General features: G+C 47.1%; 15 protein-coding genes. 12 read left to right on the top strand and 3 right to left on the bottom strand.

Annotated elements, in window-relative coordinates:
* Nucleotides 1–150: 150 nt before the first annotated feature.
* The 12 genes from AC5JL3_RS07400 (at nt 151) to AC5JL3_RS07345 (ending at nt 13,396) form a co-directional block, all read left to right on the top strand.
* Nucleotides 151–441, top strand: coding sequence for a hypothetical protein (locus AC5JL3_RS07400; protein WP_496073869.1), 291 nt, complete (start codon nt 151–153; stop codon nt 439–441).
* Nucleotides 441–2,039 carry an alkaline phosphatase family protein gene (locus tag AC5JL3_RS07395; protein ID WP_496073868.1) on the top strand — a complete coding sequence of 533 codons (1,599 nt, stop codon included), beginning with the start codon at nt 441–443 and terminating at the stop codon, nt 2,037–2,039. Before AC5JL3_RS07400 ends, AC5JL3_RS07395 begins: the two co-directional genes overlap by 1 nt.
* Nucleotides 2,040–2,043: 4 nt before the next feature.
* The gene (locus AC5JL3_RS07390; protein WP_496073867.1) at nt 2,044–2,997 is read left to right on the top strand and encodes an alpha/beta fold hydrolase; all 954 of its coding nucleotides are present in this window, start codon (nt 2,044–2,046) and stop codon (nt 2,995–2,997) included.
* Between the two features lie 121 nt (nt 2,998–3,118).
* Nucleotides 3,119–3,544 carry a fluoride efflux transporter CrcB gene (gene crcB / locus AC5JL3_RS07385; RefSeq protein WP_496073866.1) on the top strand — a complete coding sequence of 142 codons (426 nt, stop codon included), beginning with the start codon at nt 3,119–3,121 and terminating at the stop codon, nt 3,542–3,544.
* Nucleotides 3,545–3,652: 108 nt separating this feature from the next.
* The gene (gene mgtE, locus AC5JL3_RS07380) at nt 3,653–5,044 is read left to right on the top strand and encodes a magnesium transporter (RefSeq protein WP_496073865.1); all 1,392 of its coding nucleotides are present in this window, start codon (nt 3,653–3,655) and stop codon (nt 5,042–5,044) included.
* A gap of 143 nt (nt 5,045–5,187) precedes the next feature.
* Nucleotides 5,188–6,822 (top strand): WD40 repeat domain-containing protein, encoded by a 1,635-nt coding sequence (locus AC5JL3_RS07375; protein ID WP_496073864.1) that lies wholly within the window; start codon nt 5,188–5,190, stop codon nt 6,820–6,822.
* Nucleotides 6,791–7,456, top strand: a complete 666-nt coding sequence (locus AC5JL3_RS07370; protein WP_496073863.1) for a hypothetical protein — start codon at nt 6,791–6,793, stop codon at nt 7,454–7,456. The genes AC5JL3_RS07375 and AC5JL3_RS07370 overlap by 32 nt, the downstream gene beginning before the upstream one ends.
* A 378-nt stretch (nt 7,457–7,834) precedes the next feature.
* Nucleotides 7,835–8,548 (top strand): PEP-CTERM sorting domain-containing protein, encoded by a 714-nt coding sequence (locus tag AC5JL3_RS07365; protein ID WP_496073862.1) that lies wholly within the window; start codon nt 7,835–7,837, stop codon nt 8,546–8,548.
* 184 nt (nt 8,549–8,732) lie between these two features.
* Nucleotides 8,733–9,950 carry a DUF4331 domain-containing protein gene (locus AC5JL3_RS07360; protein ID WP_496073861.1) on the top strand — a complete coding sequence of 406 codons (1,218 nt, stop codon included), beginning with the start codon at nt 8,733–8,735 and terminating at the stop codon, nt 9,948–9,950.
* A 144-nt stretch (nt 9,951–10,094) separates the two neighbouring features.
* A complete protein-coding gene (locus AC5JL3_RS07355; protein WP_496073860.1) occupies nt 10,095–11,483 on the top strand; it encodes a tetratricopeptide repeat protein in 1,389 nt (462 codons plus the stop codon).
* A 30-nt stretch (nt 11,484–11,513) separates the two neighbouring features.
* Nucleotides 11,514–12,899 carry a nickel/cobalt transporter gene (locus AC5JL3_RS07350; RefSeq protein ID WP_496073859.1) on the top strand — a complete coding sequence of 462 codons (1,386 nt, stop codon included), beginning with the start codon at nt 11,514–11,516 and terminating at the stop codon, nt 12,897–12,899.
* Between the two features lie 164 nt (nt 12,900–13,063).
* On the top strand, nt 13,064–13,396 hold the full coding sequence (locus AC5JL3_RS07345) for a hypothetical protein (RefSeq protein WP_496073858.1): 333 nt from the start codon (nt 13,064–13,066) through the stop codon (nt 13,394–13,396).
* A gap of 38 nt (nt 13,397–13,434) precedes the next feature.
* On the opposite strand, the gene AC5JL3_RS07340 is transcribed toward AC5JL3_RS07345, so the two are convergent.
* The 3 genes from AC5JL3_RS07340 to AC5JL3_RS07330 form a co-directional block, all read right to left on the bottom strand.
* A complete protein-coding gene (locus AC5JL3_RS07340; protein ID WP_496073857.1) occupies nt 13,435–13,689 on the bottom strand; it encodes a hypothetical protein in 255 nt (84 codons plus the stop codon).
* Between the two features lie 82 nt (nt 13,690–13,771).
* On the bottom strand, nt 13,772–14,950 hold the full coding sequence (locus tag AC5JL3_RS07335) for a M20 family metallopeptidase (protein ID WP_496073890.1): 1,179 nt from the start codon (nt 14,948–14,950) through the stop codon (nt 13,772–13,774).
* A gap of 156 nt (nt 14,951–15,106) precedes the next feature.
* Complete coding sequence (locus AC5JL3_RS07330; protein ID WP_496073856.1) at nt 15,107–17,236, bottom strand: molybdopterin-containing oxidoreductase family protein; 2,130 nt, start codon at nt 17,234–17,236, stop codon at nt 15,107–15,109.
* Between the last annotated feature and the right edge of the window lie 9 nt (nt 17,237–17,245).

Raw genomic sequence — 17,245 nt, 5'->3', positions numbered from 1 at the left:
TTCCTTCAAAGCTCAGACAAAAAGTAGTTTTTCGTGCATTCAACACTCATTTATTGCCGTTTTTGTAATATCAAGAATATCCAGATAAAGCAAAAATTGTTATAATGCACAATTTTAGTACTTGGTAAATACTGATAAAAGGCAAGCGTTATGCAACTAACAGAAAGCCAGATTGAAGCAACAATTATAGACATTCTTAAGGACATGACCCAGGACTGGGATTTGGACTTGAATGAGAAGATTAGTCCGGAAACCCAGATTGTAGAAGATTTAAGCTTTGCATCAGTTGATATCATTCATCTGATTGTCTCTATAGAAGAGCATTACAAACAAAAACTAGGATTTCAAGAATTGGTTATGCGTAATGGTCGATACATTGACGACATCACTGTCAATGAATTTGTCGAGTTTGTTTCCGCCAAACTTAATGGAATTAGTTAATGACTAAGACTCTTTTTATCGGACTAGACGGTGCTACATTTACCGTTCTTAATGAAATGACCCGTGACTTGCCAGATTTTGGCATCACCATGCCGTTCCTTAAGCAGTTTATGGAAACAGGAGCACAGGCAAAATTGCTTTCGACTCCCAATCCCTTGACGCCTCCCGCTTGGGTTTCGATCATGACAGGTCGGACTCCTGGAAATCATGGCGTTTATGATTTCATCCGTGCTGAGGAAAAAGGAAACGAAGTTTATTTCACGCTCTCTGACTCCAGAGATATTCGCACAGAAACGATTTGGTCAATCGCTAGCCGTCAAAATCGCACCGTTGCCGCACTCAACTTCCCCTTAACTGCGCCTCCTCGGTCGATTGCTGGTTCCTTGGTGCCTGGGTTTGTGCCGTGGAAGCATCTGCGGCGGAATACAACCCCTCCCGATTTGTACGACAGGCTCAAGGAAATCCCCGATTTTGACCCGAAAGAGTTGGCTTGGGATTTTGACCGAGAGAAACAACTCTATGAGGCGATGACGGAGGAGGAAATTGAAAACTGGATTCGCTATCACATCCCTCGTGAAGAACAGTGGTTCCGTATCGCTGAAAAACTTCTACGAGAAGATCAGCCTGATTTAATGGCAGTTCTCTTCGATGGTGTAGACAAACTCCAGCACCAAGCCTGGGTTTTTCTTGACCCAGCTTTGCTACCCTCAAATCCCTCGCCCTGGCAAAAACGGATGCGTGAGATTTGTATTGGGTATTTCCGGAAGCTTGATACCTACATTGAGAAATTAGTGGAACTGGTTGGGCCGGAGGCTCAAGTGTTCATGGCATCCGATCATGGCTTTACAGCCTCCACGGAAGTTGTTAGGATTAATGCCTTTTTGGCAGAGAAAGGCTATGTCACCTGGAAAGAAACAGATGACAGTCCGGCCGCAAAGAGACGTGAAGCTAGCACGTTTGCCTATTTAGATTGGGAAAAAACCCTGGCTTACTGCCGAACCCCTTCAAGTAATGGCATTACAATTCGTGTTGCTCAAAATCCTGGAGATCCAGGGATTAAACCCGAAGAGTATGAAACCTTCCGGGAAAAACTGATTGAAGACCTAAAAAGTCTGAAAGACGAGAACACAGGAGAACCGATTCTTCGAGCGATTCATAAGCGCGAAGATGTCTTTCCGGGTGGTGCAATGAATGAAGCCCCTGACCTAACTTTAGTACTCCGTGATTATGGTTTTGTCTCGATCAAGAATACTCAACCTGTGGTGGAACCGCGTGAAGTTGCGAGTGGCACCCATCATCCTGATGGGATTTTCTTGGCAGGGGGGTATGGAATCAAGTCAGGGATGAAAGGAGAACGGCAAAATATTGTCGATGTTCCGGCAACCTTGATTTATAGCTTAGGCTTACCGATTCCGGAGGATTTAGAAGGCAATGTGGCAGAGAATTTCTTTACAACAGAGTGTTTAAAATCAACTCCTGTTGTCATCAAATCAACAACTTCACTTGAAAAAGATACAAAAGACGAAGTTGAAAACATCAGTGACGATGAAAAAGACAAAATATTAGCTCAGTTACAAATGCTGGGCTACATGGAGTAAATAAGTGCCAACAGCTTGTTTGAAAACGGTTGATTTGCACTATCTACAACTGGGAGAGCAAAACAGTCAAAACAGCTTTCCCAGTGATTTAGTCATGGTGCATGGGCTTGCAGCAAGCCTAGGATTCTGGAGCTATACAGCATCAGTTCTTGCTCAGACCAATCGGGTAACACTTTTTGATCTGCGTGGTCATGGGCGGAGTTCAATGCCTGAAGCTAGCTATACGCCTCGGCAAATGGCAGAAGATCTCAAGGAATTGCTGGATTATTTGGGAATACAAACGGCTCATCTTCTAGGACATAGCTTTGGGGGGTCGGTAATCTTACAATTTGCTCATTGCTACCCAGAACGTGTTGAAAGCCTTATTTTTGCAGATGTACGACTAAGATTATTGCAACCTGAGCAAAGGCTGCGTGACTGGCAACACTGGCAAAAATTTCAACCCCTATTAAACAAGCTTGGCATTGAACTTGATGAAAACGATAGCGAGTCAGGCTATCAACTACTAAAAGAAATTGCGAAGTTACAAGTAAATACACCAGAAGGTGAAGGCTTTTTACATAAACTTCCTTCACCTTTTTTTGGTAAAGGAGGGAAGCGAACAGCCTTACGTTGGTTGAAGTTATTGGAGACAGCTACAGCGCCGTCCGACTTCTTAGATAGCGCTAGCATGACGTTAACGCAACTACAACAGATGCAGAAACCAACCCTTGCTATCTATGGAGAGTATTCACAGGCAATGGTGACTGCCCTTGCCCTCAAACGTCTGTGGCCTCATGGTCGTTTTGAGTTTGTTCCACAGGTGGGACATTTTTTTCCAATCTCTCAACCTGAAAAATTAATCATTCCAGTTCAGAAGTTTTTAACTCAGACGAAGAGTCCGGACAGCCAAGGGAACTTGACCATCACACCAGCATTACTAAATTCTGGTGGGATTGATACACCAGGATTGCAGTAGGGTGAGCATAATCATTATGTTATTGCGAGTTAGTGGCGAAATCGGAGGAGTCGGTCACGCCACTGGTGGAGGATGAAGTGTCTGTACATTCTTTGATTTAGATTGATCTGGTCTGTTGTTGATGTTACAAGACCTAATGTTTCGTAATCCGGTAGCAATTAGCTTAGGTGCGATCGCAGGTGCCTTGAGTCGCTATTATCTCACCTTGGGGTTTGCTCAAGCGTTTGGTACAAGCTTTCCTTATGGCACTTTTTTTATTAACCTTAGCGGCTGTTTGGCAATGGGTTTTTTTGTTACCTTGACTTCAGAACGAGTGATGACAATTCCCCCAGACGTTCGCTTGATGGTTACTACTGGCTTTTTGGGTGCATATACGACCTTCTCGACCTACAGTTTAGAGAGTGTTGTTCTGTTTCGCCCTGCCTTGGGCAATAGCTTCGCCTTACGCAGCTTTATAGTCGCCAGTCTATATTGGGCAGGTAGTGCAATACTAGGAATAATTAGCCTTGAACTAGGAGTCATCTTGGCGAGGTTGGGGCGGACTTGAGTTAGTAATTTTTTATATAGCTCCTAGGCATAAATCCTTACATCGATAATCCAAAAGCCCCTAGACTTAATGCAAGACTCAATATAGGACTGAATAGGAGGGCTTGCCTTGACCGAAAACCAAATTCCCCTCCAGACAATCTCACGTACTGAGCTTCGACAGCTAGTTCGTGCCCAGCTGCAAATGTTGCTGGAGCAAGGGAACCTCCAAGGGGCTAAGCAAGTGCTGGTACCTGTACAACCAGTGGACATTGCTGATGCAATTGAAGGATTGCCAGAAGCGATGCAAGTGATTGCTTTTCGCTTATTATCCAAAGCTGAGGCGATCGAGGTTTATGAGTATCTTGACTCTAGCGTCCAGCAGGCATTGATTGAGGAATTCAAGCGTCAGGATGTCCTTGACATCGTAGACAAAATGTCTCCTGATGACCGAGCACGCCTGTTTGATGAACTACCCGCAAAAGTTGTCCGGCGTCTGGTTGAACAACTTAGCCCAAAAGAACGCCAAGCGACAGCGTTGTTATTGGGTTACGAAGCGGACACAGCAGGGCGGATTATGACACCTGAATATATCTCCCTCAAGGAAACCTTAACGGTTAGCGAAACGCTGGAGCGAATTCGCAGTTTAGCAAAGGTGACTGAGACTATTTATTACCTCTATGTCACTGATGCATCACGCAGCCTGAAAGGGATTGTCTCTTTACGTGATTTGGTGACTTCCCAGCCGCAGCAGACGCTGGATGAAATTATGGCGCGTGATGTAGTCTGTGTTCACACGGATACTGACCAAGAGGACGTGGCACGGCTAATCCAGCGTTATGACTTTCTCGCTGTCCCAGTCGTTGATAGGGAGCAGCGTCTCGTTGGTATTGTCACGGTTGATGATGTCATTGACATTTTAGAGAAGGAAACAACAGAGGATATCTACGCCTTAGGGGGTGGTGTGCAGGCGGGAGGTGACAATTATTTTCAAACGAATTTAATCACGGTTGCCCGTAAACGGGTTGTTTGGTTGTTCGTCTTGCTGCTTACCAATACAGTCACAGGGACAATTATTCGCTCGCAAGAAGCAATTTTGCAGGAAGTCGTGACACTGGCGGCGTTTATCCCTCTGCTCGTTGGCACTGGGGGGAATGTTGGTGCTCAGTCCTCAACGGTGGTGATTCGCGGCTTGAATACCGATGAAATTCGTGATATGGGGGCACTTCAAGTCATCTTGCGAGAAGGGATGGCAGGAATCCTGCTGGGGACAATCCTGGGAACAGTAGCAACACTTTGGGGTTACTGGCTTCAGGGGGATTTTCTTGTCGCACTGGCGGTGGGGATCAGTTTAATCGCGATCGCATTTCTCGCATCTATTGCGGGTTCGGCACTACCCTTTGTATTCCGCTCCTTGGGTTTAGATCCAGCTTTAATGTCGGCACCGTTTATCACAACGGCGGTTGACGTATTAGGTGTTTTGATTTATTTCAATGTTGCTAAGTTGGTTTTGGGGCTTTGATCGTATGGTTAGACCTAAACTTAAGGGTTAGTTGTTGGTTGTTGGTTGTTGGTTGTTAGTGGATTTTCTTGCTACTAACTACTAGCATTACCAAGAGCCAGTTTTGAGTTAGTTCTTATAGGGTTGCGAGTCAGAGCGGTTAGATGTTGAATCACCGTCTACAGATTGCAGAGTATGTATTCATGGCTGGCTCAGTGATTGGCTGGATTGTGGCGATCGCATCCGGACAGCTCATCTATGCGGCGGTACCAACCTCCCTGGCTCTGCTGCTGAACTTGATTAATCGCCTACGCTTGGAACAACGCCTCAGACGGCGCATTAGTAGCGTGATGGCTCAAGTGTATCGGCAACAAGACGAAAACCAAATTTTACAGGAACAACAAATCAAAAAAGAAATCGCTTCTCTGCCCACTCAGTTTCCAGGCTTGTTTTCCCAGCTAGAAGCCTATAACGCTCAACCGGATGACTTGCAAGTTGCTCAACTTAAGGCACAACTCGCGAATTTAGAGCAATCGCTCAACAATGTCGTGCAATACCTCAACAGTGCATCGCTACCCGCAAGAGTTGAGAAGTTAGAAAAAGCGATCGCTGACTCCACCGCAGAACTTGCCCGGATTCATCGCCAATTGCCCGATAGCTGGAAAAGCCGAATGGAGGAGATTGAACGGCAACTCCAAGCTAATCCGCCGGAAGAAGCGCAAGCACCACCGAGTAAAGCCGTCAGCCAACCCTCGCTCTTTCCCACGAATCCAGAGCCTGCACCTGTAGAGACGCAATCTGTCTCATCCCCACCCTTAACAGAATCTGCACCTGTAGAGACGCAATCTGTCTCATCCTCACCCTTAACAGAATCCGTACCTGTATCACAACTAAACTGGAGGCACTTACACACCCTGACAGGACATTCAGACTGGGTTAGCTCTATTGCCATCAGCCCGGACGGAAAAACCCTTGTTAGTGGCAGTTTCGACAAAACAATTAAGCTCTGGGAACTAGCGACAGGAACGCTCATTCGCACATTATCAAAGCATACAAAAGGAATTCTTTGTCTTGCACTCAGTTCCGATGGGCAAACCCTTGCTAGTGGCAGTTTTGATGAGACAATCAAGCTGTGGCGTTGGAATACAGGAAAAGTAAAAAAGACTCTAACGGGTCATAGTGGCTCGGTTCGCTCACTAGCAATCACGACCGATGGTGAGATTCTCATTAGTGGCAGTTTTGACGAGACAATCAAGCTATGGCATCTAAATACAGGGAAATTCCTGAGTGATGTCGCACAAAATGCTGGAGCTGTAGCTGCGATCGCTCTAACCCCGGATGGACAGACGATTGCCAGTGGTGGTAGTGATGGAATTATTACTCTGCGACAACTGGATACGACGGAAACCGAGACAACATCAGCATTTGCCCTTACCCTCACAGGTAATGTTAGTTCCATTTGCTCATTAGCGATTAGCCCCGATGGTGAGATAGTTGCAGCAGGTTGTACCGATGGCAATGTAAAATTCTGGCAGCTTGGTACTGGAGAACTGCTGAATGCTCTCAACGTTCATTTAGAGCCAGTGATGTCAGTAGTTTTTAGCGTCGATGGCGAAATCCTAATCACTGGTGGCGCAGACGGTACGATTAAAATTTGGCAGCTACAAACAGGTCAACAATTAGCTGTCCTCACTCATGATTCGGCAAGTTCAGTGATGTCAGTGGCAATGAGTCCTGACAGTCAGCTCATCGCTGGAGCTGGTGCGGATGGCACTGTTAAAATTTGGCAACGAGAGTAAGGTGCCAATTACCATGTCAAACAATCGTCGCTGGCTGGACATTGCAGAATACGTCTCTATTGGTAGCGCAGTAGGCGGCTCAGCGATCGCGTTTTTTTCCCAACAAGCGATTTATGGTTTAGCACCAGTTTCTCTCTCGCTCTTGTTGAATGTCATTAACCGTCGTCGCTTAGAACAACGTTATCAGCAAAGTTCTGCCGTTAGCACTCAGGTACAACAGTTAAGGAGTGCCATCAATTCACTAAACGTGGCTAACACCAAACTTAAAAAAGATATTCAAAATATCGCACCCAGCCAAGAATTAACTTCTATTATTTCAACGGTTGAGGAGCTTAAAGAACGGCAAAATGGATTGCGCCTCTCCCTTGTGCCATTACAATCTCGTGTGGATGACTTGATTGAGCAATTCAACAAGCGCCCTGAATTAGAGCAGATTGAGAGTTTAGTTGTTGTAATCACCGCACTCAAACAATGCATTGATGAACTACCTCAACCAGAGGGATTACAACACTCAGCAGAACTTCAGCAGCAACTAGAGAGTGGTTTAGCACGGTTAGCTAATCAATCAGAACGATTAACACAGTTGGAAAATGCGATCGCGCAAGTGCAACAGCAGCTATCTGAACTTAAATAAGGAACCCACAAAACCTTAGACTTTTTGCCTAAATCCTGGGAAGACTCCTCCCTAAACCTCCTCATTTCAGGGAGACAAGAGATTTTTCTTGCTTCCTCCATGCTGAGGGCGTAGAAACCTTGTGGTGAAACGTCTCTACTTGGATGCTTGATGCTCATTTGCCTCTCAGGAACAAAAAATGAGCATAAAATGAACAGTTTTTGGTCTGGTTAGTTCCGCGAGAAAGAGGAAGACTAACTGTGCTAGGAGAATTTTCGATGAAAGAAAACTTTTCCCGTGTTGGTAGGGATAATCCAACCAACACAATAGCGACTCTCCAATCAAGGCAACTTCACGCTGCTTTACCCTCGTGAAAACCTTAGAAAACAAAGGCATCTAATGAAACAATTTGTATGGGTAGCAACGATTTCAGTACTCAGCACGGTACTGGCTTCGGGTTCGGCACAAGCGATTACGTTTACTGAGAGCAATGATGTCGGTGAGCTTCTCAACACAGCCGGGGTGATTCCACAAGGGACACTCCCACTAGAGTCCATATCTGGATTTCTCTCAAGCGACGCTGACCTGTTCCAAATCTTTTTAACGGGTGGTCAGACATTCTCGGCTACAACACTCAACCTTGATACTCTAATCGAGATTCCTATTGATAATACTTTAGATGCCCCGACCGAGCTTCTGGAAGATCCACAGTTGTTTCTATTCGATTCATTCGGTAGGGGCATTTATGCAAATGATGATAACTCTTTTTCATCACAAGCTACCCTTCCGTCAGCTAGTTTTTCTCCGATTGAATCCGGTATCTATTATTTAGCAATCTCTGGCTTTGGTTATGACCCTGTTAGTGCTGATGGAAAAATTTTCCCGGATTTTCTCACGGGTGTAGCCTTCGAGCCGACTGGTGTTGGGGGCGGGTCACCCCTAAGTGGTTTTGAAGGGACAAGTACTACAAGTGGGAGCTACACGATCGCTTTAACTGGAGTTGAAGCCGGAGTTGAGCGTGTTCCCGAACCCACTTCGGTTTTGAGTATGTTGGCGCTTGGTGCTGGGGTTGTGGTTTCTCAACTGAAAAACAAGAAAAACACAACAGAGTAAATAAACAGCAATTGAGCCTCATCTAGTTAGTTGTAACAGTAACTCTTACTTTTACATTCACCTTTCTTGATGCATAGCCAAGACCAAATTACTAGATTTCTAATTCATCAACGAGTAGAGCAAGGGATACATTCCTTTGCTGTAAAAGATACGATTCATCGTCAACTAAGCAAGGTTTATAATTATGAATTTGAAAAAGATACTCGGATTAGCAGGACTGCTTCTAGGAGTAACTCTAATCGGTGGAGTTGGTGCTTTGTATGTCAACGCTTCAGATCATGATGATGGTGAAACCGAAATTAAGGGTCGCAATCTAAATTTGACAGACCTATTTGTGTTTCGAGAACAAGATCAGAACGCGAATGCGGCTGAAGAAGATCTGATCTTGATCATGAACACAAATCCGCGATCGCTAGCAAATCAGCAGTACTACTTCAGCACTAGGGCGCGTTACGAGTTCAAGGTGAGTCGTGTTACCAATAATGACGCTACTCCCACTGGTGTACCCGATGTCGTACTTCGATTTAATTTTGGTCAACCAAACGCAAATGGGCAGCAGACTATTCAGCTAACAGCAATCAAAGACGGTGTGACAACGGTTGCTAACCAAACCCTCCGCACTACTTCGATCAAGGCAAACCCCAATGTTGCTCAAGTCTCCCTAAATGGCTCAACATTGAGTGTGTTCGCTGGGCTTCGGGAAGATCCATTCTTCTTCGATGTTGAGCAATTCTTCCGGGTGCGTGCAGGTGCGCTTGGTATCGCACCTGCGGTAGGCTTCCGCGACCCTAACACGGCGGTTGACTTTGCTAAAGGCTACAACGTAAACGCGATCGCAGTGCGAGTGCCAATCAGGTTCTTACAGGGATCGACCTCCGCAACAACGTTCGATGTTTGGGAAACAGTTTCAGTCCCAGGAAAAGGCAACAAGTTCAATCAAGTTGAGCGTCTAGCACGACCTGCCGTTAATGAAGGCTTGATTGTAACCAACGATTTTCTCAACGCATTGAATAGCGTCGGTCCCGATTTTGAAGCGGCTGCCCTGGCAGGTCAACAACCCGCCGCCAACATTGCAGGACCCATTGTTGCTGAAGCGAAACAGACGCTGCTTGCTGTTGGTAATAATGATGCCAGAGCGAATGCCCTGCTTGGTGCTTTTCTGCCAGATGTCATGCGAATCGATACAACCGGACCCAGTGGCTATGCCAATGCTTTGAATGCCAGTGGTAGTCCCATCCGTGGACGCTTGATTGAAGATGATGTCGTGGACATCACGCTTAGCGTACTAACAAATGGAGCGATTACAAGCGATAACGTGTCCTATGAAGGCACTCCGGGCAACCCAGCACAGGGTCACGATCCATTAGTGACTTCGTTCCCCTACCTAGCTCCGGCCAACTAACACTCACGAAGAAGAGCCAGTAGGGTAGCAGCTACTCAATCGCTGCTACTCTTTTTCCAAAGAAAGCAATTACGGCAGATTGACTACCACCAAAGATTGAAATCTGCCTCCTCTGCTCCCCCTGCCTATTTCCCTAAGAGTGATATGAAATCTACCAATTATCACGAATACGGGGACAAGCCGGAAACTCGGAAACGCTTTTGGCTGCCGCTGTTAGTTGCACTGCCAGTTGTAGGTATTCTGTTATCCGTCCCCGTTGGTTTGCGCTTCTTGAATGGAGAGGCTGGACTCGATACCCCTTACCGCTACCGCTTTTCCCGTCCTCCGTCCGGCACTACTACGCTAGCTCTGGGCAAAGAGATGGCTTTTTATCAGGAGCGCATCCGCCAGAATCCGGAGGATGGACTAGACCGAGCCTCACTAGCTGGCACTTACCTAAAGAAAGCTCGTGCTACTGGAGATGCTAGTTGGTATTTACTAGCTGAGCAAACAGCGCAACAGTCACTCGCAAAGTTACCCTTTCACAATGACGGTGCAGTTTTGGCATTAGCTCAGGTTGCACAAGCTAGGCATGACTTTGCCGAAGCCATTCGTCTAGCCGAAAAGGCATCTGGTAAAGAGGATGCCCTCTCCATTATGGTGACAGCCAAGTTGGCGACGGGCAAGGTAGAAGAAGCAAGCATTGTAGCTGATAGCCTGGTAAATCTTACTCCTACTCTAGGAGCCTTGACATTACAAGGTCTGGTAAAGGTAGCACAAGGGAAGGATGACGCAGCCCTTCAAAGCTTCCAACAGGCTCTGGCTGCCGAAGAACCTGGAGAAACGGGTGGTTCAATCTGGACCCGAACGTTACTTGGTCGATTTTACTTTAAGCGAGGAGAACTCAAAAAAGCTCACGCTCTCTACAAGGAATCTTTGCGCGTCTTGCCGCAATATCCCCCAGCACTTTTGAATCTGGCAGAGTTGGAGGTTCGGCAGGGAAACTACAAGACGGCTGAGGGTTATTACTCAAAATTCTTCCTTGCCTCGAAGAATTCTCCTACTGTTTACGATCATGTCGCTCTGCGGGGCATGGCTCGCGTCAAAGATTTATCCGGTGACCAACCAGAAGCAAAGTCATGGCGCGACAAAGCCGAAGCACGGCTACGCCAGGAGGCGGCTGCCTTTGGACATCGGCGTGAGTTGGCGCGTCTGGTACTAGAGCGGGGTAGTTCCAAGGATATTGATGAAGCATTGACCTTAATGCAGATGGAGGTGCGTGTTCGGCGTGATGCTGAGACACTTGGCACATTAGCCGAGGCACTCTCTCGCTCAGGTCGCTGGCCCGAAGCAAGAACAGTAATGCAAGAAGCACTTCGCTCAGGCATACGCGACCCTGGACTTTTTCATCAAGCTGGCGTAATCGAACAAGCATTGGGAAATCAATCTCAGTCCCTTGCCTTCTTTCGGCTTGCTCAGGAAACTGACCCCACGTTCGACGAACAAGCCCAGCGGGCTTTGGGACTGGGAGTAGGACTTTTAGGGATGAATTGAAACCATTCAAACGTGGGGTTTACATAAATTATGAATAGAAAGTGGCGTATATACAGGCTTATCTTGTCGTTTCTGGGGTCGCTGTTACTCTCCATAACCTTCTTTGCAACCCCTGGTTTCACGCATTGGGCTGATTTGGCTGTTGCTGAGATTGTGGTGGGCGAGGCAGATGCCCAAATTACACTAACTTTTCCCACGGGTTTAGTAGCGTCAGCCGATGACAACCGGGATAGCCAGCTCTCGCCGGATGAAATACGCACCCATCAAGCAGAGCTTCAGACCTTTCTAGAAGAAAAAATCCGGCTCACAGATGGCGAAAACCATAAGGGTAGCCTGACTATCAAACCGTCAGATGTGTCTGCCGTCCCGTCAAATCTAAAAGCCACTGTCGGTACTCACAGTACTTTAGTGTTGGTCTACACTTGGCTCAAACCCGTCCAAGGGTTAAAGATTCACTATGATCTGTTTCTGCCAGGAGTAGCTACCGCTCGTTGCTTGGCGACCATTTTGCACCCTGGACAAGTGCAAAGCTTTATCTTCAGTCCAGAAAGCCGAGAGCTTTCGTTAATGTCAGGTTTGTTCTGGCAACAAACTGGAACGTTGCTAGTTGCTGTGTTTGGCTCCTTCCTCTGGGGCGCAATGCACGCGATGTCACCCGGACACGGGAAGACGATAGTCGGTGCTTATCTGGCAGGTTCGCGGGCAACCGCTAAACATGCTGTTTTTTTGGGGCTAACAACAACGATCGCACATACAACTGGTGTGTTCGCTCTAGGGTTGATAACCCTCTTCGCCTCCAAGTACATCCTGCCAGAGCAACTATACCCTTGGCTTAGCGTAATATCGGGTCTAATGGTAATTGCGATCGGTCTGAACCTGTTCATTAGCCGAATCGGTCGTACTCAGTTGCTTAGGAAATTGCCTTTTGGACACAGGCACGCTAGTCACCATTCTCACGACCACATCGACAGTCATCGCCATGACCATCATCACCACGAACATGGGCATAGCCATGACCATCACCATCATCACGAGCCTGGGCATAGCCATGCTGAACACTCACACTTACCTCCTGGTACTGACGGCTCCCCTGTTACCTGGCGTAGCCTACTTGTTTTGGGCATCTCTGGTGGTCTTGTCCCTTGTCCCTCAGCCTTAGTTGTTCTACTGAGTGCTGTTGCTCTGGGTCGTGTCGGATTTGGACTGTTGCTAGTGTTTGCCTTCAGTTTGGGATTGGCTGGAGTGCTGACTGGGTTGGGATTGCTGCTCGTCTCGGCTAAGCGCCTCTTCGAGCGTGTGCCGACACAGATGCGGTTAGTAAGGATACTACCTGCCCTGAGTGCGCTTTTTGTCGCACTGCTCGGCTTGGGAATTACAACGCAAGCACTAGTAGAAATTGGGTTGGTTAGATTATGACGAGGACAAATGCTCAACCTCGCAGGCAAGCGGTTGAGCAACGGTGGTTCACGTCAGCCGCTTTATACCGACTTATGAAATAGCGATCGCTATTGACTTTCTCTCAGTCGCGCTAACTGTTTCTAGATAAAAAGGCAATTCAGTAAACAAATTAATTTAATACAATGCTGAAATTCTTTTACTTAACTACTGCTGTATCTGTGGTTATTACTCTGCTGCCTAAGATAGCTTTTAGCACTCCATTCTTGGTGAAAGTAGACTACCGAATCGTACCGAAATCAGACACAGATATGCTGGTTTGCTATATGCACACTGAAGATGGTAGAACTCTAGATCTAGGCAGTTTATGTAAGAAACCATCTCAAGAGTCAGACAATCGTTCAAGTAATGTCAGTGCTGAGCCATGCTACTTTTTAGACGCTGATGGACGACCCTGTGCAACAGCAGCAAGCAATAGTCAGGCTAGGCAATCAAGAAATTCAACACAAAAAAATTAAGCAATTACACCTTAATCCAGCTACTCACCAATAGACTGCTAGAGTACACTTTCTGATTCTGGGGCAACAATCTCGCCTTCTGTCTGAATCAGATTATCTTGGTCAGTAATCAAGTCGCTTAACTCAGTAATTTTGACACCCATCCCATCACAAGCTTGCTTCAGTTCTTGACTGAAGGTTCTGAGGTCTTGACCATAACCACACAGTTGGGCTGCTGTTTCAATTCCCTGCTTAGCATTAGCTTTTGCACAATCAACTAATTCCAGACCTTTCAAGGGTGTGGGGGATGCCATAATGTCTAAATTTCCTATCTTGAAGATAACCGTAGCTTAGTCGAAATGTCGCGTTGACCAATCTATCAGTAGTTAGAAACACCTAGCCACGCTTCTGCCAGTATTGGTAGATCGTATAGGCAAGAGTGACGACACCAGTAACAATTGCTGATTCATCCACTTCAAATTGCGGATGGTGCAGGGGATAGTTTTGTTTATCTCGGAAGCCAACGCCAAGGCGGAACATTGTACCGGGAGCATGTTGTAGATAGATTGCGAAGTCTTCTGAACCTAAGGAGGGTTCCGGTAAGATTTGAACGCGATCGCTTCCCCATGCTTCTTTTGCTGATGCCTCCAATAGCTGTGTTAACGCTAAGTCATTTTGCACTGAAGGCACTCCCCGTCGATAGTTGATCTCATAGCGAGCGCCGAAAGTATTACAAACACTTGCGACAATGCTCTCAATCCATCCTGGAAGATCGGCATGAGTATCGGGATGAAGCGATCGCACGGTTCCCGTCAAGCGCACTTGGTCAGCGATTACATTCGGGGCACGTCCACCACTAATCTGCCCAATTGTCAATACCATAGGGCGTAGTGGATTCTGAGTGCGGCTAATTGCCTGCTGTAGTGTTGTAATTACCTGTGAGGCAATCCAAATTGCGTCAATTGCCTCATGAGGACGCGCACCGTGACCCGATTCTCCCATAATGATGATTTCTAAGTCATCCGCTGCTGCCGTCAGTGCCCCATAGCGGATACCAATGGAACCAGCAGGAATCGAGGGGAAAACATGAACGCTAAAGATCGCACTGACATCATTCATCGCCCCATCTTTCACCATCCATTTTGCCCCTTGGGCAATCTCTTCTGCCGGTTGGAACAAAAAGCGGGTATTACCTGGGAAGACTTCACCGAGTTGAGACAGTACCATTGCTGTACCTAAGCCGACTGTAGTGTGGACATCATGACCACAGGCGTGCATGATTCCTTGCCGACGTGAGGCGAATTCAACAGAAGTGCGTTCAGTAATCGGTAGAGCATCCATATCGGTGCGGATTGCTACTAACCTTTCATCTGTGCGACCCACTAGCTCTCCAATGAGTCCTGTTTTCCCGACTGCCTCTTGCACCACAATGCCGCAGGAAGATAGCACACCAGCAACATATGCCGCTGTCTGGTGTTCCTGACCACTCAACTCTGGATGAGCATGAATATGACGCCGGATTTCAATTAGGCGAGGCTTCAAGGCTTCGGCTAATTCTTTGATACGGGAGAGCATAGAGTTGTTATGAGCGTTACTTAACAAATCTTCTCCAGTATCGTCCAGATAACGGGAATAATCATGCATGTGTTGGGGCTTGTCATCATAAACCCAGTAGTTCCAGCAGGTTTAGATGCTGTTTGAACTAGCAACACATTGGCAAATCTTTGATTATTAACTGACCAAAGCAACTTCTACTAACGAATCTCCAACCGCAGCGGCATGACCCATGTCTGCAAATGTAGCCGCAGTAGCAGCATTAATGGTGTTACCTGCATGGCTGAGCTTACGCCAATAGCCTAGAGGTGCAACTACAACACCTGGGCGAGTGATATCACTAACTTTTGCGGGTACTTGAAATGCACCTCGGTCGTTGAAAACCTTCACAATCTGCCCCTCAACAATCCCCCGCTTGAGAGCATCTTCTGGATTGATAATTACCTTTGGCTCACCTTGAAGCTTCAGGTGCTTAGGTAAATTGGCAAAGCAGGAATTGATGAACTGATGTGGCTTGGCTGACAACAAACTCAGAGGATAGCGGTTTGCCAACTCTGGATTGCTCTGCACGGATTCCCGTTGGGGAGTGTACGTTGGCAGTGGGTCGATGGGTTCTCCTGGTGGGTATTCTTCGTACCCCTGACGGAATACAGGGACAACATAGTTACTATCGACCTTCATTGAGGATAGGAATTCGCACTTGCCTGATGGAGTTGGGAAATTCCCTTCAGCGTGAGGAACTAAATTGACATCCAACTTGGCATAGCCCTGCTGTTTAAGCAGATCCATATCCATATTCTGCATAACGGGGGCTGACCAATCGAGTACCTCCATTGCCAACTCTTCGTCACTGAGCTTAAAGCACTCGTCGTCAAACCCCATCCGGGCAGCTAGACGACGGAATAGCTCTGTGTTAGGAATAGCTTCTCCTAAAGGTGCGATCGCAGGTACATTTAAGGTTACATAAGTATGCCCCCAGGAAAACATCAGATCCAAGTTCTCAATCTGAGTGGTTGAGGGCAACACAATATCGGCATAGTCAGCCGTATCCGTCATGAACTGCTCACTCACTACAGTAAACAAATCTTCACGGGCTAAACCCGCCACAATTTTGTCTTGCTCTGCCGACTGGGTGACTGGATTGCAGTTGTAGACAAACAATGCCTTGATGGGAGGGTCGAGAGCGAGTTCTCCAGTTAGCGCCCGACCAAGTTGCCACTGGTTGACAACCCGCGTCCCTGGCTTAATGAAGTTAGGACGATGGACAACTTCTCCACGAATCGGGAAGGGCCACATCGGTGCTTGCAGCATCCCTCCTCCCAAATGTCGCCATGCACCCACCAACCCAGGCAGACAGCAAATCGCTCGGACTCCCTGACCACCGCCAGCCTGTTTTTCTAGGGCTACTCCGATGCGAATTACTGATGGCTGTGTTATGGCATATTCTCGTGCCAGAGTCACAATGTCTTCTACAGGAATACCTGTAATTTCAGCAACTTGCTCAGGCGGGTACTCGTTAACCCGTTGTTTCAGTTCTTCATATCCAACGGTGTATTTTTCCACATAGTCAGCATCAATTAGATTCTCGTTGATGATGACATTCATCATCCCTAAAGCAAGGGCACTATCAGTACCAGGGCGAACAGGGATATGCCAATCCGCTTGTTGAGCAGTGCGAGTACGCACTGGGTCAATAACAACTAACTTCGCTCCGTTTTTCCGAGCTTCTTGGATGAAGGGCCACAAGTGGACGTTTGTGCTTAGTGCATTACAGCCCCAAAGAATAATGTACTGAGAGTGGCTGAATGTATCGGGGTCAGTTCCATGCGTGGGGCCGTAGGTCATTAGATAGGCGGTGCTGGTGCAGGAGATACAGAAGGTACGTTCAGCAATGGTGGAACCTAAACGATTGAAGAAGGCATCACCTACCGTTAGACCATTGAGGAGACCTTCATGCCCCAAGTAACTAGAAGGCATAATTGCCTCAGAGCCGTAATCATTGATGATTTGCTTGAAGCGGGAGGCAATTTCATCAAGGGCAGCATCCCAACTAATTTGCTCAAACTGCCCACTGCCTTTTTGCCCAACGCGCCGCATGGGATATAGGATGCGATCGGGGCTATAAACTCGGTCAAGGTAATCGCTAACTTTACCGCAGAGTGTACCCCGCGTGTAGGGATGGTCAGGGTGTCCTTCTACCTTAACGGCTCGACCCTTCTCCACTGTAACCAGCATCGAGCAAGTATCGGGACAGTCATGGGGACAGGCACCATACACCACTGACTTTTCGTTAGTAGAACTGACCATAGCTTTTAG

The sequence above is a fragment of the Symplocastrum torsivum genome (assembly GCF_059505465.1).
The sequence above is the reverse complement of the archived record's forward strand: the minus strand, read 5'-3'. Positions and strand labels throughout refer to the sequence as shown.